This is a genomic window from Streptomyces sp. NPDC101165 (assembly GCF_044768135.1).
Classification (GTDB): domain Bacteria; phylum Actinomycetota; class Actinomycetes; order Streptomycetales; family Streptomycetaceae; genus Streptomyces.
Window position 1 is genome coordinate 64,877 of sequence record NZ_JBIWPG010000001.1, and the last position, 24,419, is coordinate 89,295.

The window sequence follows — 24,419 nt, forward strand, 5'->3', positions numbered from 1 at the left end:
GACGCCCCCCAGGGACGGGAACCCACCATGACTGACATACCGAGGGAGCGCTGGACGCTCCACCACTCCTCCCGGGCCCACGCCGGAAGCCGTCCGGACCACCCGGCGATCATCTGCGAGGGCCGCGTCACCACCTACGAGAAGCTCCACCGCGACAGCAACCGCGCCGCGCACGCCCTGCACACCAGCGGGGTCAGGCGCGGCGACCGGGTCGCCTACCTGGGCCGCGAGTCGGCCAACTACTACCTGGTGATGATCGCCTGCGCCAAGGCCGGCGCGGTCCTGGTGCCGGTCAACTGGCGGCTCACCCCGCACGAGGTCGACCACATCCTGCGTGACTCCGGCGCCGCCCTGATCTTCGTCGACGACGAGTTCTGGGACACCGTCGCCACCGTCCGCCACCAGCTGCGCGCACTGCGCAGGGTGATCCGGGTCGACGGCACCGACGCCGACGGCGAACCCGCCCGCGGCGCGGGCCTGTCGGCCTGGGCCGCCGACCAGCCCGACACCGACCCGGCGCCCGGCACCGGCCCGGACGACGCGGTCGTCCAGATCTACACCAGCGGCACCACCGGTCTGCCCAAGGGCGCGGTCCTCGCCCACCGCAGCTTCTTCACGCTGCCGCACGCGAGCCGCGAGCGGGGCGTGGACTGGATCGACTGGCTGCCCGAGGACGTCGCCCTGATCTCCCTGCCGGGCTTCGGCGTGGCCGGCATCGGCTGGTTCCTGCACACGTTCAACGCCGGCGGCACGAACGTGATCATGCCGCAGTTCGACCCGCAGGAGGCGGTCCGGCTCATCCGCAGCCACGGGGTCACCACCACCTTCGCCGCCCCGGCCATGCTCCAGGCGATGGCGGCCGAACGCGGCGCGGGCCCCGAGGCCTTCGCCTCCCTGCGCAAGATCGCCTATGGCGCCGCCCCCATGTCCGAGACGCTGCTCAAGCAGTGCCTGGAGACCTACCGCTGCGAGTTCGCGCAGATCTACGCCAGCACCGAGACCGGCAGCGTCGCGGTCTGTCTCCCGCCGGATGCGCACCACCCCGGCAGCACGGTCCTCACCTCGGTCGGCAGGCCCTGCCCCGGCAACGAGGTCAAGGTGATCGGCCCCGACGGCGAGACCCTCCCCGCCGGCGCCATCGGCCAGATCTGCGTCCGCGCACCCTCCCGGATGCTCGGCTACTGGAACCTGCCCGAGGCCACCGCCCGCACCCTGGTGGGGGAGTGGCTGCACATGGGCGACGCCGGCTACCTCGACGAGGACGGCTATCTCCACCTGTGCGACCGCATCAACGACACGATCATCGTCGCCGGGCAGAACATCTACCCGGCCGAGGTCGAGAAGGCGCTCGCCGCGCACCCGGCCGTCGCGGACGCGGCCGTCGTCGGCCTCCCCGACGACCGCTGGGGCGAGAGCGTGCACGCGGTGGTGGTCCTCAGGCCCGGCGCGACCGCCACACCCCGAGAACTCCTGCTGTCCCTGCGGGGCCGCATCGCCGACTACAAGATCCCGGGCACGTACCACTTCGCCGAGTCACTCCCGCGTAACCCGTCGGGCAAGATCCTGCGCCGCGCGGTGAGGGAGCAACTGGGGGCGCCGACCCGGGACGCACTGAAGGCAACGGTCGTCTGACCACACCGATCAGCTTCGGAAAGGAAATTGACGCATGCCTTCCAACGCCGAGGAGAGCAACTCCCCAGGGGCGCGGGGAACTGCGCGAGGAACCACGACGAGCCCGCAGCCCGCAGACGACGCGAACCCCCCTTTGCAGATCGGCATCCTCCTCCCCACCCGTGAGCAGGCCATCAACGGCACTTACGCAGCAGCCCCGTTGCTCGACTTCGCCAAAACCGCGGAAGCGCTCGGCTTCGACTCCCTGTGGGCCGGAGACTCCCTCACCGCGCGCCCCCGCCTGGACCCCCTCGTCGTACTCTCGGCCGCAGCGGCAGCGACCACGCGCATCGCGGTCGGCACCGCGGCGCTCACCCCGGCCCTGCGCCACCCCCTCATCGGCGCCAACGTGATCGCGAGCCTCAGCCATGTCGCCGCCGACCGGCTGATCCTCGGCCTCGGTTCGGGTTTCCCCATGCCCGAGACCGAGGAGGAGTTCGCCTCGGTCGGCGCCTCCTTCCAGGGGCGCGTCGGCCGCCTGGACGAGATCACCGCCCTGTGGCGGACGGCGTGGCGGTCGGGCGAGGAGGGCGAACCCGCCGAGTTCCAGGGCAAGTTCTGGCAGGCGGAGAACCTGGACCGGCTCCCCTCGCCCGCGGTCCCCGGCGGCCCGCCGCTGTGGCTGGCGGGCAGCGACACCCCCAAGGTCCTGGCCCGCGTGGCCACCCGCTACGACGGCTGGCTGCCCTTCCTCCCGGACGTCGACGCCTACGCACGCGCCCGCCGTCGTATCGCCGAACTCGCCGAGGAGGCGGGCCGGGGAGCCGACGCGGTCGTCCCCGCGCTGTACGCCACGGTCACGGTCAACTCCAGTGAGAGCGCGGCCAAGGCCGAACTGGAGCACTACATCAGCCACTACTACGGCCGCTCCCTGGAGCAGATGCAGAGCATCCAGGCCTACGCATGGGGCAGCGCAGAGAAGTGCGCCGAGTGGCTCGGCGGATACGTCCGCGCCGGCGCCCGGCATCTGGTCGTACGGATCGGATCCCTGGACCCCGAGCCGCAGTTGAAGGAGATCGCCGAGGTGCTGCTGCCCGCGGTACGCGCCCTCGGTCCGTCCACCACCGTTGGGAGTACGCAGTCGTGACCACCGCCATCGGCACCGTCGGCAGCCAGATGTCCACCGAGGGAAACTGGTTCCACCCCGTGGATCCCTCGCCCGACGCCTCCATCCGGCTGTTCCTGCTGCCCCACGCGGGCAGCGGCGCCATCATCTACCGTGACTGGGAGAGCCTGCTGCCCCCGGACATCGCGGCCCAGGCGGTGACCCTGCCCGGCCGCCACAACCGCCGGGAGGAGCAGACCTACGAGAACTTCTGGCCGCTGCTCGACGCCCTGCACGAGGCGGTCCTGGGCGACCTGGACGAGCGGCCGTTCGCCTTCTTCGGCCACTGCCTCGGCGCGCAGCTGGCGTTCCGGCTGGCGATCAAGATGGAGGCGGAGGGCGGGCCGGCTCCGGTGATGGTCGGCATGTCCGGCTGGTCGCCCGTGGGCTTCTTCCAGCCGACGGAGGAGCAGAGCCGGATGCCGGAGCCCGAACTGGTCGAGTGGATCAAGAAGTTGGGCTCGTTCCCGGCCGAGATCTACGACAACCCCGAGATGCTCGCGCTCGTCGTGCCCGCACTCCGCGCCGACCTCAGGGTCGCCGGGGACTACGAGGACGACGGCGCCGGTGTCACCTGCCCGCTCGCCTCCTACGGCGGCCGCAGCGACCCGCTGCAGGAGGCCCCGGACGCCATGACCCACTGGGCCGGGCGCACCCCCGCCTACCTCGGCCACAACGAGTACGAGGGCGGCCACTTCTACATCGACACGCACGCCCAGGCCGTCACCGCGCACTTCGCGCACCGGCTGCAGCGGACCGTGGCCAAGGCCGCGGGCCAGGGCAAGAACTGAGCCCGGAGACCGCGTCAGCGCCGTGTCAGCGGGGCGCGGGACAGTGACCCGATGACTGTGTTCCGGGTGCTGTCCCGCGCCCCGCAGTGCGTCGCGGACCTCCGCGGCCCGCAATCAACCAGCACGAAACGACCTAGGGAGGGTCGTCCATGACCACCGAAGCGGAACTGACCGGCAGCGCGGCCTCCGCCGCACCGCCACCGGACATCGAGGAGACCGTCGGAGCACCCGCCTGGGGCGCGCTTCTGGTCGTGCTGGCCGGCCTGTTCATCACCAACCTCGACTTCTTCATCGTCAACGTGGCCATCCCCTCGCTGCAACACGGGATGCACGCCAGCGCGGCCGAGATCCAGCTGGTCGCCGCCACGTTCAACATCGGTCTGTCGGCCATGCTGATCACCGGCGGCCGGCTCGGCGACCTCTACGGCCGCCGGCGGATCTTCTCCATCGGCCTGGCCCTGTTCACGCTGGCCTCACTGGCCTGCGGCATCGCGCCGAACATGGGCGAGCTGATCGCTGCGCGCGCGCTGCAGGGCGCCGCGGCCGCGCTGGTGATCCCGCAGGTCCTCGGCATCCTGACCACGACGTACACGGGCAAGGCCCGGGTCGCCGCGTTCAACGCCTACGGCCTGACGCTCGGCGCCTCGGCCGTCTTCGGGCAGCTGATCGGCGGCCTGCTGATCAAGGCGGACGTGTTCGGCTGGGACTGGCGGACCATCTTCCTGATCAACGTGCCCATCGGCGCCGTCGTCCTGCTGCTGACCCCGAAGCTGGTGCCCGAGTCCCGCGCCGACGGCCGCACGGGCCTCGACCTGACCGGTGTGGTCCTGGTGACCGCCGGGCTCACCGCCGTCGTGCTGCCGCTGGTCGAGGGCCGCGAGCAGGGCTGGCCCACCTGGACCTGGGAGTGCCTGGTGGCCGCCGTACCGCTGCTGGGCGCCTTCTGGTACACCCAGCGCCGCAAGGCGGCCCGCGGCAGGTCGCCGCTGGTCAACCCGAGCCTCTTCGAGGACCGCGCGTTCGGTGTGGGCGTGGTCTCCCTGCTGGTGTTCTTCGCCGCGATGGCTTCCTTCTTCCTGGTCCTCGCGCTGTATCTGCAGGAGGGCCGCGGCCAGTCCGCGCTGCGGTCCGGGCTGCTGTTCATCCCGCTCGGCCTCGGCTTCTTCGTCGGCTCGGTGCAGGCGCCGAAGATCGCGGCCAAGCTGGGCAAGCAGGTGCTGGCCCTGGGCGCCCTGCTGCTGGCGGCGGGTGACCTGGCGCTGGCCGAGACCGTGTGGCACCTGGACGGCAGCGGTTCCGTGGCCTGGTGCATCCCGGCCATGGTGCTCGGCGGGATCGGCATGGGCTTCGTCGTCGCCCCGCTCACCTCGCTGGTCCTGGAGGGGGTGGCCCCGCACCACGCGGCCGCCGCGTCCGGTGTCTTCTCCACCGCCCAGGAGATGGGCAACGCCATCGGCATCGCGGTGATCGGTGTGGTCTTCTTCAGCGTGGCCGGGCACCGGATCGACGCTCACTCCTACGCCCACGCCTTCGGCACCAGCCTGCTGGTGCAGGCCGGGTTCTGCGTCCTGGTGGCGGCGCTGGTGCAGCTGCTGCCACGGGCACGGCAGGCGGATGCCGCAAGCGCGCCCGAGGCCGCCTGACCGACAGCTGAAAACAGTCCCCCGACGGGGGCCGGCGAGTTCTCGCCGGCCCCCGTTTCCGTGTTCCCGGAAGCCTCTCCACCAGCGAATGTTCAGAATGCAACCTTCCCTTTTTGCCAAGCGGAAACCAGTCATTTACTGGTTGAAAACGCGTCAGTAATCCATCAGATCCCTGTCAGGGCTGCTCATCAGGATGTCTCCCAACGCTGGACACCTACTGGAAACCAGCCAACGGAGGGAATCCCCATGTCCGAATGCGAGCAGCAGCTCCCCGAGTGGCCGATGGCCCGCTCCTGCCCGTACGCGCCACCGGACGCCTACGCGGGCCTGCGCAAGGAGCCACCGGTGCGCGTGCGCATACGCGGCGGCGAGGCGTGGCTGGTCACCCGGCACGCGGATGTCCGGCAGGTGCTCAACGACAACCGCTTCAGCGCCGACGACCAGCAGCCCGGTTTCCCGATCCGGATCCAGCTGCCGCCGGAGCCCGGCGTGATGTCGTTCAACCGCATGGACGACCCTGAGCACGGCCGGCTGCGCCGGATGGCGATGACCGAGTTCACCGCCCGCCGCACCCGCGCCCTGCGACCCGAGGTCGAACTCCTCGTCGGGAAGCTGCTGGACGAGCTGGAGCAGGGCCCGAACCCGGTCGACCTGGTGGAGAACTTCGCCGTCCGGCTGCCGTCGCTGGTGATCGCCCGCATGCTCGGGGTCCCGGAGGAGGACGAGGCGACGTTCACCGAGCAGAGCCAGGTCATCCTCTCCCAGGACGCGACGCCCGAGGAGACGTACGGCGCGTTCGTGGAAATGACCCGGTTCCTGGATCGGCTGGCCGTGCAGCGCACCGCCGAGCCGCAGGACGACCTGATCAGCCGGCTGGTCACCCGCTATGTGGCGACCGGCGAGCTGAGCCACCAGGAACTCGTCGCCATGGCCCGGTTCTTCCTGGTCGCCGGGCACGAGACCTCGGCCCACCAGATCAGCCTGAGCATCCTCAGCCTGCTGCGCGATCCGGCCCAGCTGGCCGAACTCCGGGCTGACCCGGCCCTGTTCAAGCCGGCGGTCGAGGAACTGCTGCGCTACTGGTCCATCTCGCAGGACAACCAGGTGCGGGCCGCGGTGGCCGACGTCGAACTGGGTGGTGCGCTCATCCACAAGGGGGAGGGCGTGATCGTGGCGATCCCCGGCGCCAACCACGACGAGTCGGTCTACCCCGACCCGGGCCGTCTCGACATCCACCGCAACGCCTCCGGTCACCTCGCCTTCGGCTTCGGCGCACACCTGTGCCCCGGCGCCTCGCTGGCCCGCATGGAACTGGAGGTCTGCCTGAGCCTCCTCTTCGCCCGCTTCCCCGGACTCCGCCTGGCCGTCCCCGTCGACGACGTGCGCTTCCGCGAGAACACCCTCGTGTACGGCCTGGAGGAACTCCCCGTCACCTGGTGACGGCCGCTCACCCGGGGTGACAGGAGGGCCGTGCCCCCACCACGGCCCCGCCCCCCACACTGCCGCCCGCCCGCCTGCGGCCCACCCTCGTCAGTCCCTGATCAGCTTCGGGTCAGTCCTCCTTGGCAAAGTCATTACTCACCACCGACTCACACGGGCCCTTGCGGGGACCCGTGTCAGCGCTGTGTCAGCGCCGCGTCAGGGCACTGCGCGAAGGTGGCGTTCGGCGTCCGCGCACAACTCGGAGGTAAAGATTCCTCTTCCGTGCGCCGCCCGAGCCCCCTTCACCGTGCCCCACGTAGAAAGAGAGTCGGTGCCGAGGATCACCTTTGCCCCCCGATCACGGAGGACGAACATGTCACTCGCGGACCACACCGACATCCTGGACTGGCCCTTCGCCCGCACCGAGGACGGCAACCCGCCGCCCGTGCTGGCCGAGTTGCGCCAGGCACCCCCCTGCGTGGTGCGCATCCCGGCGGGAGCAGCCCAGTCACGACTGGCCTGGCTGGTGACCAGGTACGGCGACGTGCGCCAGGCCCTGTCCGACCCCCGGCTGAGCGCCGACGAGACGTTACCCGGCGCCCCCGTGCGCATCCAGGTGCCGCCCGGGGGCAACCCCAGCTCGTTCCTCCGCCTGGACGACCCCGAGCACGCGCGGCTGCGCGGCATGATCCAGACCGAGTTCACCTACCGCCGCGTCAAGCGGCTGCGCGAGCCGGTCCAGCGGCTCGTGGACGAGCTGCTGGACGAGCTGGCCGCCCAGCCCCAGCCGGCCGACCTGCACGCCGTCTTCTCCCGGGCGCTGCCGACCCTCGTCATCGCGCGATTACTGGGTGTCCCGGAGGAGGACTCCCCGTTCTTCATCGAGAAGACCCGCGTCGTCATCTCCCAGGAGGACCCGACCGTCTCCCAGGCCGCGTTCGTCGAGATGTCGGAGTACCTCGCCAAGCTGGCGCTGCGCAAGCTCACCGACCCCGGGGACGACCTGATCAGCAGGCTCGCCGTCAACCACCACGCGACCGGCGCCCTCACCCTGGACGAACTCGTCGGCATCGCCCGCCTCGTACTGGTCGCGGGCCACGAGACCACCACCAACCAGATCGCCCTGAACGTCCTCGCCCTGCTGCGCGACGACGAGCTGCGGGTCCAGGTCGCCGCCGACGACGGCGCGCTCGTCCCCAACTTCATCGAGGAGTCGATGCGTTACTGGTCGATCTCCCAGGACGCCATGGTCCGCCTCGCGATCGAGGACATGGAGCTGGGCGGCGTGGCGATCGAGAAGGGCGACGCCGTCGTCATCTCGGTGCCCGCCGCCAACCACGACGAGTCCGTCTTCGCCTGCCCGCACCGCATCGACCCGCACCGCGACACCAGCGGCCATCTGCAGTGGGGCTTCGGCCCGCACTACTGCCAGGGTGCACCGCTGGCCCGGCTCGAGATGGAGCTGGCCCTGCGCTCCCTGCTGCGCCGCTTCCCGAACCTCCGCCTCGCGGCCGACCCGCGCACGCTGTTCCGCCGCGGCACCGTCTTCCACGGGGTGACCCATCTGCCCGTGACCTGGTGACCGGAGACATCCCCCGGTGCACCGCACAACCCACAACGCACGCTCAAGGAAACGGAGTCGTCATGACTTCTGAATTAACCCCCGACGTCGCGGTGGAGGGGCGCGAGCGCACGACCTCCGTGGGCACACCGGCTGCCGCCCCCTCCGCCGGTGCCCTCCTGGTGGTCCTCGTCGGGACGTTCATCACGGTGCTGGACTTCTTCATCGCCAACGTGGCCGTCCCCGCCATCAAGGCCGACCTCGACGCCACCGCCGCACAGGCCCAGATGATCGTCGTCGGCTACGGCGTGGCCTTCACCTCGGGCCTGATCACCGGCGGCCGCCTCGGTGACCTCTACGGCCGCCGCCGGATGTTCGCCCTCGGCATGGTGCTGTTCATGGTGGCCTCGGCCGCGTGCAGCTTCGCGCCCTCGGTGACCGTGCTCGTCGTGGCCCGGATCGCCCAGGGCGCGTCCGCCGCGCTGCTGGTGCCGCAGGTGCTGGGCATCATCGGCACCGTGTACACGGGCGAGGCCCGCGACCGCGCCTTCAACGTCTACGGCCTGGTCATCGGACTCGCCGGAGTCTTCGGCCAGTTCATCGGCGGCGCGCTGATCTCGGTGGACGTGGCCGGCCTGAGCTGGCGCACGATCTTCCTGATCAACGTCCCGCTGTGCCTGCTCTCCCTCGCCTTCGTCCGCCGTACGATCCCCGAGTCCCGCGGCCGGGGCGGCACCCGGCTCGACCTGGCCGGTGCCCTGCTGGTCACGGTCACCCTGGGCCTGCTGGTGTTCGCGCTGCTCGAAGGACAGGAGCGGGACTGGCCGGTGTGGGTGTGGGAGTCGCTCGCCGGGGCGGCCGTGCTGCTGGCCGTGACCGTCATGCACCTGCGCCGCAGGTCCGCCGCCGGGCGCGGTCCGCTGATCGAGCCGGGGATGTTCCGCTCCCGGCTGTTCTCGGTCGGCCTGGTCGCGACGGTCGTCTACTTCCTCGCCATGGGCTCCTTCTTCTTCACCCTCGCCCTCTATCTGCAACTGGGCCGCGGCCTGACCCCGTTGCAGTCCGGGCTGATGTTCCTGGCGCTGGGCGCGGGCTACTTCGGCGCCTCCATCGTCTCGGCCCGGTTCGCCGTCTCGGTGACCGCCCGCCGGGTCGCCGTCGGCCCGCTCGTCCTGGCCGTCGGCTACACCGCGATCGCGCTGACGGCACGCGGCCTGGACCTGAGCGGCCATGTGCTGTGGCTGCTGCCCGTCCTGCTGGTCGCCGGCCTCGGCATGGGCCTGACCACCGGTCCGCTGACCAACCTGGTGCTGGGCGGCGCGGTCCCCGAACACGCGGCCGCCGCCTCGGGGCTGCTCAACACCGCTCAGGAGGGCGGGGCCGCCATCGGCGTGGCGATCGCCGGCACGGTCTTCTTCCCCGCCCTCGCGGACGCCGGCGGCAAGGCCGACGCCTATCCGCACGCGTTCGCCGTCACCCTGATCCCGCTCGTCTGTCTGGGCCTCCTCGCCTCCCTGCTGGTGCTCGCGGCCCCGGGCCGCGCCGCCCGGAAGTGAGCGCCCGGCACCCCGACCGCACGAAGGAAGGAGGCAAGAAGGGATGCCGTACCTCACCACCCGGGACGGGACCCGGCTGCACTACAGCGACTGGGGCGACGGACGGCCCGTCGTCCTGCTCGGCGCGGCCATGGCGGACTCGCGCATGTGGGAGTTCCAGGCGCCGTTCCTCGCCGGGAACGGACTGCGCTGCATCACCTACGATCGGCGCGGCAGCGGCCGTTCGGACATCCCCTGGACCGGATACGACTACGACACCCTGGCCGGCGACCTCGCCGATCTGCTCGACCACCTCGACCTGAGGGACGCCGTGCTGGCCGGCTACGCGGTGGGCGGCGGGGAGTGCGTGCGCTACCTGTCCCGGTACGGCACCGAACGGGTGGCCCGGCTGGCCCTGGTCGCCTCGACGACGCCGTTCCTGCTGCGCGCCCCGGACAACCCCGACGGACTGGAACCCGGTCTCTTCGACCAGGTGGAACAGGCCATCCGGACCGACCGGGCCGCCTGGCTGGAGGCGCTCACCTGGCCGTTCTTCGCGGGCCCGGAGCCGGACCCGGACAACCTGCCGCTCTCCGAGCAGCTCGCCGGCTGGCTGATCGGCATGTGTCTCAACACCTCGCCGAGAGCCGGCATCGAGATCTACCGCACGCTGTTCACCACCGACCAGCGCGCGGAGACGGCCGCGGTCCCGGTGCCCACCCTGGTGATCCACGGGACCGCCGACCTGGCGGCGCCGTACCCGCTGTGCGGCCCACGGACCGCCGAACTGATACCCGACAGCAGGCTGATCACCTACGAGGGCGCTGCACACGGCATGTTCGCGACCCACGCGGACCGGCTCAACGCCGACCTGCTGGCGTTCGTCAAGGAGTGACACCCGTCGCTCCCACCGCGTCCGGCCCCTGCGACAGGACCCAGGGGCCGGACGCTCGCGTTCCCGCCCCTGCGAGCCGCGTCAGCGCCGTGTCAGCCCCGTGACAGCGCCCCTCGGCAGAGTGGAGATCGCCGCGACGCCGGGCGCACAGCCGGCCCGGTCCGCGGGTGCCGTCCGACGAAGGAGTACGCCCCTCATGGCAGACACCGCAGCCCCGGCTCCCACCCGGGCCCTCGTCCTGGGCAACCCCGCTTCCGGCAGCCACTCGCCCGAACTGGTCGAGGAGGTACGCCAGTTGTGCGCGTCCTGCCTGGAGCGCGCAGAGGTGCACCTCACCACCGGACCGGGCGACGCCACCGTCACCGTGCGCCGGGCGCTGCAGCGGCCCACCGGGGCACCCGACCTGATCGTCGTCATCGGCGGCGACGGCACCGTCCGGGAGGCCGTACAGGGACTGGTGCCCGTCACCGGCAACGCCACCCTCGCGGTGGTGCCCGGCGGCACGGGCAACTCCGGCTACAAGATGCTCTGGGGCGAGCGGCCCTGGAGCGAGTCCCTGAAGGCGGTCCTGACCGACAACGGCATCGGCGGCAGTGCCCGGCTGCGCCGCCTGGACCTGGCCCGCCTCGCACAGACCCGCAACTACGTCTATCTGGGTGCCTGTTCGGGCGTGATCGCCGACGCGCTGATCACCGCCCGCGGGCTGCCCCTGACCGGTCGGGAGCGCTACGCCCGCGCCTTCGCGGACACGGCCGACGGCTACCCGCCGTACCCGGGCCGGGTCACCGTCGACGGCCGGGTCGTGCACGAGGGCCCCACGGTCCTCGCCAACGTCGGCGGCGGCCGGTACCGCGGCGGCCGGTTCCAGGTGCTGCCGGACTCGCTGCTCGACGACGGACTGCTCGACGTCTGTGTCATCGGCAGCGGGATCGCCGCGGCCGACGTGCCCGAACTGACCCTGAAGGCCGCGCACATGGACCACCCGGCGACCGTGTACGCACGCGGCCGCACGATCACCGTCGAGCGCACCGACGGCCTCCGGCTGCCGCTGGAGCACGACGGCGAGTACCAGCACGGCATCGGCGCCTCGGCCACCTTCGAGGTGCTCCCGGGAGCACTCCCGGTCTGGGCTCCGGCCACCCCCTGAAGCCCGTACGAAGCCACCTGTCAGAAGAACAAGTCAAGCAAGTCACAGAGGAGAACGCCCGCATGAGCGACCTGACCACCACCGTCTCCCGTTACCTCGACATCTGGAACGAGGCGGACGCCGACAAGCGCGCCGCGGCCATCGCCGAGCTGTTCACCGCCGACGCCCCGTACATCGACCCGCTCGCGGCGGTCGAGGGTCACGAGGGCTTCGGGGCCGTGGTGGCCGGTGCCCGCGACCAGTTCAAGGGCCTCGCCTTCGAGCTGCACGGCACCGTCGACACTCACCACGACCAGGCCCGCTTCCAGTGGGGCCTGGTGACCGAGCCGGGTGCCGAGCCGATCGCGATCGGCTTCGACGTGATCGTCACCGACGCCGAGGGCAGGATCAAGGCCGTCTACGGCTTCCTCGACAAGGTCCCGGCCGCCTGAGCACCACCCCCAACACCGCGGGAGCACCGGGGCGACGGTGCTCCCGCGGTCGTATTCCCACCCGTGACGCACGCACGTCTTGGAAGGTAGCCGCCTCATGACCGCTGTCCTCGGGGAGAGCGTCGCCCGGGCACTGTGCGCCGACTGGGCCGAGCAGGCACACACCCTGCCCCGAGCCGGCCGCGGCCGCGCGCCCGCCGACACCCCGTTGCGCGAACTCTCGCACTGGGCCGCGACCCTGCGCCCGCAGCACATCCCGTGCCGGGTGCTGAAGCTCGCCGCGAGCCAGGTGCTGTCGCAGATCGCCTCCATCCGGGCCGGTCTCCAGCACCCCCTCGGCAGAAAGCTGGTGGCCGCCTTCGGGCACCCCATGCAGCGCGACCCGCGGCAGGCCGCCGGCGTCTTCGCCGCGCTCGGCTCCTGGCTGAACCTGGACGACACCGCGTACGCCGGGCACCTGTCCAACTCCACGGTCGCGGTCCCGCTCGCCTTCGCCTACGCCCGCCGGCTGGACGGGCTCTCGCTGCTCACCGCGGTGGTCGTGGCCAACGAGTGCGCGGCCCGCATCACCGCCTCCGCGACCCTCGGCCCGCTGCGCGGCCAGAGCGCCGTGCACACCCACCTGGCCGGCGCGGTCGCGGGCCGACTGCACTGCGACCGGGCCTCCGCCTCCCTCTTCGAGAACTCCTTCGGGCTGGCCTTCGCGATGCCCAACTGGCCGCTGATGCGGGCCTTCCTCGCCAGTGACGCCCGGCTGTTCAACACCTTCACGCCGGTGCGCACCGCGATGGACGCCTGCGACGCGGCGTACGCGGGGCTGCGCGGGGCGCCCGACATCATGGAGCACAGCGACGGCTTCCTGGCCCGGTTCGCGACGGTGCCGCTGCCGCAGGCGGTGGCGAAGGGGCTGGGCCGCCGCTGGCACACCGACACGCTGTCGTTCAAGATGCACCCCGGCGGGCCCGGCATCGACGCCGCGGTGGACTGCGCCGTCGAGATCCACCGGGAACTCGGCCCGGTCAGGCCGCAGGACGTGGCCGAAGTGGTCGTCGAGGCCTCCCTGTACACGCTGTTCGCGGGGGAGCGGGCCGCCCAGTACGTCACCGGGCCCGGCTCACCGCTGGGCGCGCTGGTCCTTGACGTGCCCTATCCCGTGGCCACCACCCTGCTCACCGGCGAGTTCTCGGTGGACGACTTCTCCGCACCGCATCTGGACGACCCCGACCGCTGGGCACTGGCGAAGCGGATCCGGCTGGAGCACGACACGGAGATGACCCGCGAACTGTTCCTGTCCGACGCACCGTTCGGCGAGGCCGTGCGGGAGGCGGGGGAGCTGGCCGTGCCGTGGCTGCGCGGCTTCGGCGGCGACGAACTCGTGGACCTGATCGGCGCGTTGCAGGCCGACGACCGGGACTTCTCCCGGTCCACCAAGGCCACCGGCGCCCGGGTCACCGTACGGCTGACGGACGGCCGTACGGTCTCCCGCACCCGGCTGATCCCAGTGGGCGCCGCCGGTCCGGAGACCCGGGCGGGCCATGCCGACCTGGTGCGGGAGAAGTTCCTGTCGCTCGGCGGCTCCCAGCAGGTGGCCGACACGGTCGACCGCCTGCACCGGATGCGCCCGCGGGCGGTACGCCGCTGGATCGAGACGGCGTTCCTGGACTGACAGCGCCGCCGCACGGTGCGTCAGGCGCCGTGCGACATCGTCTCGTCGGTGCACACGAGGTGGATCGTCAGGTCGGCCGGGCCGGCCTCCTGCCCCAGCACGCCGTAGGCGAGGTACCGCCGCGTCGTCTTGCGCACGGCGAGGATCCAGCCGGTGGCGTGGTCGTTCGGCCGGTTCTCGATGACGTCGGCCGGTACCTCGGAGAGCTTGGTGCCTGACTTGGCGGTGAGGACGTAACCACCGCTCTCGACGTGCTGCATCCCGGGGCAGAACACCTCGTGACGGCTGCCGTCGGCACCGCCGTGGATGACGGGCGCGGCCGTGTGCTGCGGGGGCTGCGGTTCCGCGGCGGTCGGTGCGGCGGCACAGAAGAGCAGGGTCAGGACGCCAGCGGTCACGGCGAGGGGCGTGCGTGTTCCAGGCATGGTGAGACTCCTCGGAAGAGCTAAGGGGACGGGTTCGGCTCATTGGAGCCCGCTGCCTTCCACCGGTCCGTGCTAAACACGCAGCGTTACCGCCCAACGGGGTAAAACGGTCAATCTTTCGAGCAGGCGGCCCCGAATCGCTACAGTGTGTGATTGAGTAAGCGCATTCCGTTACTCTACGTGGTCGCCCCATGCTGCCTCATGCCGCCCGCGGCGCCGCGTGTTCCCACGAGGAGTCCCATGTCCCGCAGAGGGATCCCCCGCAAGGGGAGGTGGACGTTCGCGGCCGGCTGTGCCGCGCTCGTTCTGTCCGTCACCGCACCCGCAGCGCTCGGCTCCACCCCGTCCGCCACGCACGACTTCGACCACGGGCCGGGGCCCGTGCACATCTCCCGCGAACAGATCGCGAAGGAAGTCCGCCCCGAGGAGGTCAAGGCCCTCGGCCGGGCCCGCGCCGAGAGCCTGGCCCGGGACCGCATCGGCCTGCGCGCCGTCGACCGCGGCTACCCACAGCCGATGCGCAACCGCAGCCTGAACGAGCACACCAACTCGCAGACGGCGGCCAACGCGGCGTTCGACGCGGCGACGTCCGGGAAGTTCGCCCAGTACATCGACAGCCCGGACTACGGCGACCACGTCGCACTGCTCCCCAACGGCAAGGTCCTGCTGTTCTCCTTCGAGGCCGTCGAGGACAGCCCGAACAAGGAGACGGCGCCCACCGAGGTCATCGGCCGTGACAACGCAGGCCGCGCCTACGTCTGGACCCCGCCCGAGAACGGGGAGGGAAGCGGCACCTTCAAGGCCGTACCACCGCCCGTCCTGAACATGGACGACGGCACGGACGAACCGCGCCCCGCCCCGATCTTCTGCGCCGGACACTCATACCTGCCCAACGGCATGGTCGGCATCTTCGGCGGCAACCTCGGCGGCAACCACGGCACCGGCGCCCACCTCGCCCTGGTCTTCGACCCCTGGACCGAGACCTGGCACCAGCAGAAGGACATGGCCGAGGGCCGCTGGTACCCGTCGGTCGTCACCGGCGCCGACGGCCGGCAGTTCATCACCTCCGGCCACGGCGACATCGGCTGGGGCAAGCTCTCCCAGTCGATCGAGCGCTTCCCGGCCAAGAACACCGCGGTGTCGTACGACTCGTCGACCACCCCGAACGACCAGGCACTCGACAAGTGGCCGGTCAAGGCCGAGTACTCGACCGACTACCCGCACCTGTTCTCGCTGCGGGACGGCAAGATCTACGGCTTCGGGCGCACCTACAACGAGCAGTACGTCTTCGACCCGCAGACCGAGACCGAGCAGCCGCTGCGCGCCCGCCCCGGCGGCGGCATGCGCAACTACGGCTCCGCGGTGGCCCTGCCGAACAACACCCCCGGCAACGGGCCGGACTCCGTCCTGATCCTCGGCGGTGACCGCAACGACCCGATGACGTACAAGTTCTCCGGCGGCCGCTGGACCGAGGACAGCGCCCGCGCCTTCGGCCGCACCCAGGACGACACGCTGATCTTCCCCGACGGCCGGCTGTTCACCGTCAACGGCGGCTACGACATCCGCAACTACGGCAACGGCGACTACAACCCCAACGCCGACGACAAGTGGCGGCAGACCGAGATCCGCGGCTTCGACGGCAAGTGGCGGACCGGCCCCAGCCAGCGGCTGCCGCGCGGCTACCACTCCAACGCCGTCATCCTGCCCGACGGCCGCATCATGATCACCGGCGACGAGCTGCAGGAGATCGCCAACAACAAGGACATCAAGTCCGGGATGAACGGCACCATCGAGATCTACGAGCCGCCGTATCTCCACCAGGGCGGCCAGCGGCCGACCCTGACGGACGTGACGAACCCCACCGTGGGCTACGACAGCAGCCTCCGGATCAGCACCGGCACGCCCGAACTGGCCGAGAAGGCCGTCCTGATGGCGCCCATCACCTCCACCCACTCGGTGGACACCAGCCAGCGCCGCATCGAGCTGCCCATCACCAGCAGTGCCGGCAACAAGCTCGTGCTGAAGACCCCGCCGTCGGTCAAGGACGCGCCGCCCGGCTACTACCTGCTGTTCCTGCTCGACGAGCGCGGGGTGCCCAGCATCGCCAAGTGGGTGCAGCTGCGGCCCGGCGCCTGACGCCCCCGTACCCCCTGTCCGCCCCTGCCTCCGGAGGCCCGGGCGGCGCCGGCCACGCGCCGCCCGGGAACCCGGACCGTCCCCACCGTCCTCATCCAGCAAGGGAGTTCCATGACCACCCCGCTACCGCTGCGCGACAGCACCGAGATCCAGGGCGACATCCTCGCCGGGTTCAAGAAGGACCACATGACCCTGCTCTTCCTCCAGTTCGGCGACATGACCGCCGCCCGGAACTGGCTGGCAGAGCTGATCCCCTCCATCGCCACCACCGAGCAGGTCGCCCAGTTCAACCAGAAGTTCCACGACGCCCGCGTCAACTCCCAGGGCGACGACCCGAAGAACCTCAAGGCCACCTGGGTCGGCCTCAGCCTCACCTATCCGGGCATCCAGTTCCTCACCGGCAACGACAAGGTGTTCGACAAGGTGCCCACGGGCACCACCGTCCAGGCGTTCGTCCAGGGGTCCGCCGTCCGCGCCGAGGCGCTCGGCGACACGGGGTGCAACGATCCGAAGAGATGGATCTTCGGCTCCGAGCAGAAGCCCCCCATCCACGCCGTGCTGACCATTGCGGCTGACCAAAGGGGCGACCACGACACCGAGGTCACCCGCCAGACGGAGGCCGCCTCTCGCGCCGGAGTCCTGATCGTCCACCCGCAGTCCGGCGCCACGCTGCCCGACAAGCGCAAGGGCAAGGAGCACTTCGGCTTCAAGGACGGCGTCAGCGAACCGTTCGTGGTGGGCTTCGACAGCCCGGAGGAGGCCGAGGGCGCCCGGATGATCCCGGCCGGCCAGTTCGTCCTCGGCGCCGACCAGGACACACCCCTGCCCAAGGGCGTGCCCGACTGGATGAAGTACGGCTCCTTCCAGGTCGTACGACGGCTCGGCCAGGACGTCCCCGGCTGGTGGGCGCAGGTCAACTCCGAGCTGGCGAAGCTGCGGGAAGCCAAGGTGGTGGACGAGAACACCAAGAGCGAGTGGCTCGCCGCCCGCCTGGTGGGCCGCTGGCGCTGCGGAGCCTCGATCGCGAAGTACCCCGACGCCGCGCCCGCGCCGGGTACCGAACCCGACAACGACCTCAGCTTCAAGGACGACCCCCACGGCATCACCACCCCGCTCTTCTCCCACCTGCGCAAGACCGCCCCGCGCGACGGCCTGGTCGACAAGGGCAAGCTGGTCGAAGAGAAGTTCATGGACCTTCGGCGCATCATCCGGCGCGGCATCCCCTACGGTGCCCCCTTCGACCCGGCCAACGAGGACGGCGGCGGCCCCGACGAGTCCCGCGGCCTGGTCTTCGTCTGCTACCAGTCCGACCTGCGCCAGCAGTTCGAGTTCATCCAGACCGACTGGATCAACGACCCGAACTTCCCGCACGAGCGCGACCCCAAGCCCGGCCCGGACCCGATGGTCAGCGGCGCGCTCCCCGGAGTCACCACCGGCGAGATCGCCTTCGAGAGCCACTCGAACATCAACGGCGACCGGAAGACCACCATCCTGAGCTTCAAGCCGTTCGTGACCACGGAGGGCTCGGTCTACGCCTTCAGCCCCTCCCTCACCACCCTGCGCGGACTCAGCCGGGGCCGCCTGGAGGGCGCGACCTCCCCCGGCGGCAACCAGACGAAGCCCGGCACCGGCGGACAGCCCGGTCCGATGGACGAGATCCTGCCCTGGCCGGACGTCGAGGGCCGCTACTGGACCTTCTCCGGGCGCACCGTCCGTGTCGCCGGCACCGGCGGCCCCGAGGTGGAACAGCTGACCACGGGAAAGGACGACCGCACCGGGACGGTCATGGACTCGGGCATCGACCTGTCCTCCTGGCCCGCCCTGGCCGGCGTGGACCAGGTCGACGCGATCCTGCCCGTCCCGGACGAGCAGGGCCTCAACGGCGAGAGCAGCTACTGGCTGTTCCACACCAAGAACGGCACCCAGGTCTACCGCCGCATCAACATCGCCCACGACGCCCGTCACACCAACCGCAGGATCGGCGACGACCAGCGACTGTCCCTCTGGAACTCCTTCGGCGGGGTCACCCGGGTCGACGCGGTGCTGCCGGTGCCCGACCAGCGCCGGACCGACACGGCCGACGGCAAGTCCTGGTACTGGCTCTTCCACACCACCCCGCAGGGCCAGCGCTACCGGCTGATCTCCATCGCCGACGGCGGCAAGCACACCGACGTCATGGAGCGCACCGACCGCGAGCTGACCAAGTGGGTCTCACTGCAGGGCGTCGGGAAAGTCGAGGGATTCCTGTTCGTCCCGGGTAGGTTCCGGGTGGGCGGCCAGACGTGGTGCTGGGTCTTCCACGAGCAGCAGTACCGGACGATCTCCATCTCGGACGGTGCCGGCCACCCCGACACAGTGGTCCGCGAGTCCCGCCCGAACACCCCGTGGTTCCGTAGAGGTTGAGCCGCTACAGGCAGTGCAGGTGCCGTTCCCGTGGCAGTACGGCGCCGCGCGCCACGTACAGGCGTACGGCGTCGTACACGCGGTAACGGATCTGCCCGTTCCGGTCCGGCTCGCCGGCCTGGACCAGCTGGCGGTGCAGCAGCTCCTCCAGCAGGTCCACGGCGAGCCGCCGGGACGGTGTCACCCGGGTCGTCATCTCCTGTACGTCGAAATCTCCCTGGATATCGGCCAGTTGACCGAGAGCGGTCCGTAACGGAGGTGACAGCGGCCGGTAGTACGCGGTCACGCTGGTGTGCAGGGACAGGTCGCCGACGTGCAGCGAGCGCAGCCGTTCGCGCTCGTCCGCCAGCCGGTCCGCGAGGTCGCCGAGGGACCGGTGCGGGCGCGCCGTGAGCCACAGGCCGGCGATGTGCAGGGCCAGGGGCAGCCCCGCGCAGGACTCCACGACGCTCCGGGCCGCCGGCTGTTCGGCGCGGATGCGGGCGGTGCCCACCAGGTCCGCCAGCATCCGCCGGGCGTCCTGCCGGTCCAGGGCGCCGATCCGGCGGTGGAACCCGTCGGGCAGCGCGGACAGTTCACGCCGTGCGGCCACCAGGACCGCACTGCTGCCGTCGTCCACGAGCAGCGGCCGTACCTGCGCCTCGCTGTCGACGTTGTCGAGGACCACGAGCACCCGCCGTCTGCTGAGCGCGTCCCGCAGTCGGGCGCGCGCCTCATCCGGGTTCTCGGGGGCGGGAGCGCCCCCGAGGGAGCGCAGGATGCGGCGGACGAGCACGTCCGAGGTGAAGGGGAGGGAGGAGGCACGGTGCAGGTCGACGAAGACCTGTCCGTCCGGGAACCGGCCGCGCACCTCGTGGGCGGCCCGCAGGACCAGCGAGGTCTTCCCGGCTCCGGGCGGTCCGACGACCACGACGGGCCGGCCGTGACCGGGCTCGGTCCGGGCGAGCCGGGCCGTCAGGTCCGCCGTCAGCGCGTCCCGCCCGACGAGCCGGCGGCGGGGGGCGGCGGGCAGTTCCGCCGGTACGGCCGCGCCCGGGGGACCGGGCGGGGACCCGGCGCGGGGCAGCCGGAGTAACCGCCCCGCCTCGCGGGACGGGAGCCCGAGCGCCTCGGCGAGGAGCAGCAGCGACTGCCTGCGGGGGCGGGCGGTGTGACCGGTCTCCAGGTTGCGGATGGCCCGCACGCTCAGCCCCGACCGCTCGGCCAGCTCCCCCTGGGTGAGGCAGGCCTCCTCACGGGCCCGGACCAGCGCGGCACCCAGACTGTCCGGGGCGGCCGCGGCGTGCAGCGGGCTCATCAGCGTGCCGGCCGGCGCAGGGCCGCGACGAACTTGTAGCGGGAGCCCCGGTACACCGAGCGCACCCACTCCACCGGTCTGCCCTCGGCGTCCCGGGAGTGCCGGGACAGCAGCAGCATCGGCAGGCCCACGTCGGTGGCGAGCAACTGGGCCTCGCGCGGGGTCGACAGCGAGGTCTCGATCGTCTCGTCGGCCTCGGCGAGATGGACACCGAACACCTCGGCGAGGGCCGTGTACAGCGACGGGTACGTGGCCAGCGACTGCCGCAGCCCGGGAAAGCGCCGTGCCGACAGATGGGTCGTCTCGATCGCCATGGGGTCGCCGCTGGCGAGCCGCAGCCGCTCGATGCGCAGGACGCGCTCGCCGACCTCGATGCCGAGGAGACCGGACAGCTTGGCGTCCGCCGCGACCTCGCCGATGTCCAGCATGTGCGAGGCGGGCTCCAGGCCCTGGGCGCGCATGTCCTCCGTGTGCGAGGTGAGCTGGAGGGTCCGGTACAGCTTGGGCTGGGCGACGAAGGTGCCCTTGCCCTGGATGCGGTCGAGCCGTCCCTCCCCGACCAGTTCCTGCAGCGCCTGCCGGACGGTGGTGCGCGAGGTGCCGAGCCGGACGGCGAGCAGGCGCTCCGCGGGCATGGCGGAGCCGGGCTCCAGCGCCTGCGTCATCTCCAGCACCTGCTGCTTGATCCGGTAGTACTTCGGCACGCGCGCGGCGCGGCCGGGCGCCCCCGTGGGGTGCTGGGCGCTGCTGACGTCGGTGGCCATGCCTGCCTTCCCGGCTGTGTGGGTGGGCTCCCGTTATAGCGACCAACTGCCCTATGGTCTAGTCCAACCAGTGCGGGAGGTCTAGTCCAGCAGGCGCGCCGCCGACGGTCCGCGCAAAAGGGGACGGACGCGCTCCGGTGACTTTCTCGTAACGGCCGGATCGCCTTCCTGAACCACCCTTGACACCTCAAAAGGTCTAGGCCAAGCTCCACCGTACTGGTCTACACCATTAGTGGCCAGGTCCCGAGCCCTACGTGCAACAGCGTCGTACGCAGGTCACCGCCGAGGGCGTGGGGGGATAAGTGGCATCCCTGAGGAGGGTGGCGTGAAGCGCAAGCTTGCTGCCGCGATCGTGATCGCGGGCATGATGGTCTCCGTCTCGGCGTGCGGCGGCGACGACGGGAAGGACACGGGCAAGAACGCGGGTCCTGACAGCTTCAAGGGCCAGACCCTGACGGTCTGGACGATGGACGGCTCGGCTCCGCCGCAGTGGTCCAAGGACGTGCAGGCCGCCTTCGAGAAGAAGACCGGCGCCAAGCTGAAGTTCGAGATCCAGAAGTGGGACGGGATCCAGCAGAAGATCACCACCGCCCTCTCCGAGTCCAACCCGCCGGACGTCATCGAGGTCGGCAACACCCAGACCCCGGCCTACGCCGCCACCGGCGGCCTCGCCGAACTGGGCGACCTCAAGCAGGAGATCGGCTCGGACTGGACCCCGTCGGTCTCCGCGTCCTCCGTGTACGACGGCAAGCAGTACGCCGCCCCGTGGTACTTCGCGAACCGCGTCGTCATCTACAACAAGAAGATCTGGGCGAAGGCCGGCATCAAGGACACTCCGAAGACCCAGGCCGAGTTCTTCAAGGATCTGGACACCATCGGCAAGAAGACCGACGCCGAGCCGCTCTACATGCCGGGCCAGAACTGGTACTTCTTCGACGGCCTGACCATCGGCCAGGGCGCCGACCTGGTGAAGAAGGACGGCGACAAGTACGTCTCCAACCTGGGCGACCCGAAGGTCGCCGCGGCCATGGAGACCTACAAGAAGTACGCCTCCTACTCCAAGGCCCCCAAGGACAAGGACGAGGCCACCCCGCAGCAGGCCCAGGTGTTCGCCAAGGGCAAGACCGGCGCCTTCATCGGCATGGGCTGGGAGGCCGGCACCGCGGTCCAGGCCAACAAGGCCATCGAGAAGGACCTCGGCTACTTCACCATCCCGGGCGCCACGGCCGACAAGCCCGAGGGCGTCTTCCTCGGCGGTTCCAACCTCGCCGTCGCCGAGGGCAGCAAGAAGCAGGCCCTGGCCAAGGAGTTCCTGAAGGTCGCCCTGTCCGACGAGTTCGAGGGCGAGCTGGCCAAGCTCAACGGCGTCATCCCGAACAAGCAGTCCCTGGAGACCAACCTCAAGGGCAACGCCGTCGCCGAGGCCGCCGCGCCCGGTGCCTCGGTCGGTGGCACCACGCCGCTGATCCCCGAGTGGGCCGCGGTGGAGAACACCCCGAACCCGATCAAGTCCTACATGACCGCGGTGCTGAACGGTAAGTCCCCGGCGGACGCCGCCAAGCAGGTCGAGGGCGAGATCAACAAGCGCCTGGCCCAGCAGAACTGATGACCCGCGCCGGGGGCGTCGGCGGACGCCCCCGGCTCAGTCGTTCGTACGGCCGGCAAGGCCGGTACCGCCACGGAAGAGATGGCAACTCATGTCAGTGCAGACCGAAGGCACGGACACGGCCGGGGAGCCCGCTGTCCGCAAGGCCCGGACACCAGGGCCGCCGAGGAGCGAGGACCACGGCTCCGGGTCCCCGTCCCGGCGCGGTGCCGCCGCCCCCTATCTGCTCCTGCTGCCCGCGCTGCTGGCCACACTGATCCTGCTCGGCTGGCCCCTGGTGAAGAACGGCATGCTGTCGTTCCAGAACCTCAACCCGCGGCAGCTCATCCAGCACCTCACCGAGTGGAACGGCGGCGACAACTACAAGGAGGTCCTGAGCGGTTCGGACTTCTGGCACGTCGTCGAGCGGTCGGTGGTCTTCACCGCGGTCAACGTCGTCCTGATCATGCTGGTCGGCACCCTGGTCGGGCTGCTGCTGGCCCGGCTCGGCACGAAGATGCGGCTGCTGCTCATGCTGGGCCTCGTCCTCGCCTGGGCCATGCCCGTCATCGCGGCCACCACCGTCTACCAGTGGCTGTTCGCCCAGCGCTTCGGCGTCGTCAACTGGGTTCTGGACAAGCTCGGCTGGCACTCCATGGCCGACTACAACTGGTTCGGCTCCCAGTTCTCCACCTTCTCCGTGATCACGCTGCTGATCGTCTGGCAGTCGATCCCGTTCGTGGCGATCAACCTGTACGCCGCCACCACCACGATCCCCAGGGAGCTGTACGAGGCCGCGTCCCTGGACGGCGCCGGAGCCTGGAAGGGCTTCACCTCGGTGACCTTCCCGTTCCTGCGGCCCTTCCTGTACGCCACGACGTTCCTCGAAGTCATCTGGGTCTTCAAGGCGTTCCCGCAGATCTTCGCGATCAACGAGGGCGGCCCCGACCACCTCACCGAGACCCTGCCGATCTACGCCTTCGTCGAGGGCGTCGGCAACCAGCACTTCGGCGTCGGCGCGGCGATCTCCTTCCTGACCGTCCTGGTGCTGCTCGTCATCACCTCGTACTACCTGCGCATGGTGCTCAAGCAAGAGGAGGACGAGCTGTGAAGCGCTCGGTCTTCGGCCGTATCTGGCCCAACGCGACCGCCGTCATCCTCTTCGTCGGCTTCGTGTTCCCCGTCTACTGGATGTTCGCGACGGCCTTCAAGCCGACCGGCGACATCATCTCCGAGAACCCGGTGTGGTTCCCGACGAACCTCACGCTCGGTCACTTCGGCAAGGCCGTGGACGCCGACCACTTCTGGACCCTGGTCCTCAACTCGGTCACCGTCACGGTCAGCGCGGTACTGCTGTCGCTCGTCATCGCCCTGTTCGCCGCCTTCGCACTCGCCCGGATGCGGTTCAAGGGCCGGCGCGGCTTCATCGTGACCTTCATGCTGGCGCAGATGGCGCCCTGGGAGGTCATGGTCATCGCCATCTACATGCTGGTCCGCGACAACGACATGCTCGACAGCCTGGTCCCGCTCACCGTCTTCTACGCGATCATGGTGCTGCCGCTGACCATCCTGACGCTGCGCGGCTATGTGGCCGCCGTGCCGAAGGAGCTCGAGGAGTCGGCGATGGTCGACGGCTGCACCCGGACCCAGGCCTTCGTCAAGGTCATCTTCCCGCTGCTGGCGCCCGGTCTGATGGCCACCTCGCTGTTCGGCTTCATCACCGCCTGGAACGAGTTCCCGCTGGTCCTGATCCTCAACAAGGACATCGAGAAGCAGACCCTGCCGCTCTGGCTCTCCCAGTTCCAGACCGCCTTCGGCGACGACTGGGGCGCCACGATGGCCGCCTCGTCCCTGTTCGCGCTGCCCATCCTGATCCTCTTCATCTTCCTGCAACGCAAGGCCGTCAGCGGTCTGACCGACGGCGCCGTGAAGGGATGACACC

General features: G+C 70.6%; 19 protein-coding genes. 16 read left to right on the forward strand and 3 right to left on the reverse strand.

What is annotated here, in order from left to right; genetic code table 11:
- Positions 1-27: 27 nt before the first annotated feature.
- From ACIRVH_RS00305 to ACIRVH_RS00355, 11 genes are all read left to right on the forward strand, one after another.
- On the forward strand, positions 28-1,632 hold the full coding sequence (locus tag ACIRVH_RS00305) for a fatty acid--CoA ligase (protein WP_403946946.1): 1,605 nt from the start codon (positions 28-30) through the stop codon (positions 1,630-1,632).
- Between the two features lie 34 nt (positions 1,633-1,666).
- Positions 1,667-2,758: an LLM class flavin-dependent oxidoreductase gene (locus ACIRVH_RS00310; protein WP_403946948.1), complete on the forward strand. Its 1,092-nt coding sequence runs from the start codon at positions 1,667-1,669 to the stop codon at positions 2,756-2,758.
- Between the two features lie 29 nt (positions 2,759-2,787).
- Positions 2,788-3,567 carry a thioesterase II family protein gene (locus tag ACIRVH_RS00315; RefSeq protein WP_403947772.1) on the forward strand — a complete coding sequence of 260 codons (780 nt, stop codon included), beginning with the start codon at positions 2,788-2,790 and terminating at the stop codon, positions 3,565-3,567.
- Positions 3,568-3,716: 149 nt separating this feature from the next.
- Complete coding sequence (locus ACIRVH_RS00320; RefSeq protein WP_403946950.1) at positions 3,717-5,210, forward strand: MFS transporter; 1,494 nt, start codon at positions 3,717-3,719, stop codon at positions 5,208-5,210.
- Between the two features lie 246 nt (positions 5,211-5,456).
- Positions 5,457-6,650, forward strand: a complete 1,194-nt coding sequence (locus tag ACIRVH_RS00325) for a cytochrome P450 (protein ID WP_403946952.1) — start codon at positions 5,457-5,459, stop codon at positions 6,648-6,650.
- 355 nt (positions 6,651-7,005) lie between these two features.
- Positions 7,006-8,214 (forward strand): cytochrome P450, encoded by a 1,209-nt coding sequence (locus ACIRVH_RS00330; protein ID WP_403946954.1) that lies wholly within the window; start codon positions 7,006-7,008, stop codon positions 8,212-8,214.
- A gap of 62 nt (positions 8,215-8,276) precedes the next feature.
- Positions 8,277-9,749: an MFS transporter gene (locus ACIRVH_RS00335; protein ID WP_403946956.1), complete on the forward strand. Its 1,473-nt coding sequence runs from the start codon at positions 8,277-8,279 to the stop codon at positions 9,747-9,749.
- Between the two features lie 43 nt (positions 9,750-9,792).
- On the forward strand, positions 9,793-10,623 hold the full coding sequence (locus ACIRVH_RS00340; protein ID WP_403946958.1) for an alpha/beta fold hydrolase: 831 nt from the start codon (positions 9,793-9,795) through the stop codon (positions 10,621-10,623).
- Positions 10,624-10,819: 196 nt separating this feature from the next.
- Positions 10,820-11,770 carry a diacylglycerol/lipid kinase family protein gene (locus ACIRVH_RS00345; RefSeq protein WP_403946960.1) on the forward strand — a complete coding sequence of 317 codons (951 nt, stop codon included), beginning with the start codon at positions 10,820-10,822 and terminating at the stop codon, positions 11,768-11,770.
- Between the two features lie 62 nt (positions 11,771-11,832).
- Positions 11,833-12,201 (forward strand): nuclear transport factor 2 family protein, encoded by a 369-nt coding sequence (locus ACIRVH_RS00350; protein ID WP_403946962.1) that lies wholly within the window; start codon positions 11,833-11,835, stop codon positions 12,199-12,201.
- A gap of 97 nt (positions 12,202-12,298) precedes the next feature.
- On the forward strand, positions 12,299-13,867 hold the full coding sequence (locus ACIRVH_RS00355; RefSeq protein ID WP_403946964.1) for an MmgE/PrpD family protein: 1,569 nt from the start codon (positions 12,299-12,301) through the stop codon (positions 13,865-13,867).
- A 20-nt stretch (positions 13,868-13,887) separates the two neighbouring features.
- Here ACIRVH_RS00355 and ACIRVH_RS00360 read toward each other — a convergent pair whose 3' ends face one another.
- Complete coding sequence (locus ACIRVH_RS00360) at positions 13,888-14,292, reverse strand: hypothetical protein (protein WP_403946966.1); 405 nt, start codon at positions 14,290-14,292, stop codon at positions 13,888-13,890.
- Between the two features lie 240 nt (positions 14,293-14,532).
- On the opposite strand from ACIRVH_RS00360, the gene ACIRVH_RS00365 reads away from it, so the two are divergent.
- The gene (locus ACIRVH_RS00365; protein ID WP_403946968.1) at positions 14,533-16,428 is read left to right on the forward strand and encodes a galactose oxidase-like domain-containing protein; all 1,896 of its coding nucleotides are present in this window, start codon (positions 14,533-14,535) and stop codon (positions 16,426-16,428) included.
- 111 nt (positions 16,429-16,539) lie between these two features.
- Positions 16,540-18,831: a Dyp-type peroxidase gene (locus tag ACIRVH_RS00370; RefSeq protein WP_403946970.1), complete on the forward strand. Its 2,292-nt coding sequence runs from the start codon at positions 16,540-16,542 to the stop codon at positions 18,829-18,831.
- Positions 18,832-18,835: 4 nt separating this feature from the next.
- Here ACIRVH_RS00370 and ACIRVH_RS00375 read toward each other — a convergent pair whose 3' ends face one another.
- The gene (locus ACIRVH_RS00375; protein WP_403946972.1) at positions 18,836-20,128 is read right to left on the reverse strand and encodes an NB-ARC domain-containing protein; all 1,293 of its coding nucleotides are present in this window, start codon (positions 20,126-20,128) and stop codon (positions 18,836-18,838) included.
- Positions 20,128-20,892 carry a GntR family transcriptional regulator gene (locus tag ACIRVH_RS00380; protein WP_393473889.1) on the reverse strand — a complete coding sequence of 255 codons (765 nt, stop codon included), beginning with the start codon at positions 20,890-20,892 and terminating at the stop codon, positions 20,128-20,130. The genes ACIRVH_RS00375 and ACIRVH_RS00380 overlap by 1 nt, the downstream gene beginning before the upstream one ends.
- A 325-nt stretch (positions 20,893-21,217) precedes the next feature.
- Between ACIRVH_RS00380 and ACIRVH_RS00385 the strand changes: the two genes are divergently transcribed.
- The 3 genes from ACIRVH_RS00385 to ACIRVH_RS00395 all read left to right on the forward strand — a co-directional run bounded on the left by ACIRVH_RS00385 (position 21,218) and on the right by ACIRVH_RS00395 (position 24,415).
- The gene (locus ACIRVH_RS00385) at positions 21,218-22,498 is read left to right on the forward strand and encodes an extracellular solute-binding protein (protein WP_403946974.1); all 1,281 of its coding nucleotides are present in this window, start codon (positions 21,218-21,220) and stop codon (positions 22,496-22,498) included.
- A 91-nt stretch (positions 22,499-22,589) separates the two neighbouring features.
- Entirely contained in the window at positions 22,590-23,588 is a 999-nt protein-coding gene (locus ACIRVH_RS00390; RefSeq protein WP_403946976.1) for a carbohydrate ABC transporter permease, read from the forward strand.
- A complete protein-coding gene (locus ACIRVH_RS00395; RefSeq protein ID WP_403946978.1) occupies positions 23,585-24,415 on the forward strand; it encodes a carbohydrate ABC transporter permease in 831 nt (276 codons plus the stop codon). The genes ACIRVH_RS00390 and ACIRVH_RS00395 overlap by 4 nt, the downstream gene beginning before the upstream one ends.
- Positions 24,416-24,419: the final 4 nt, after the last annotated feature.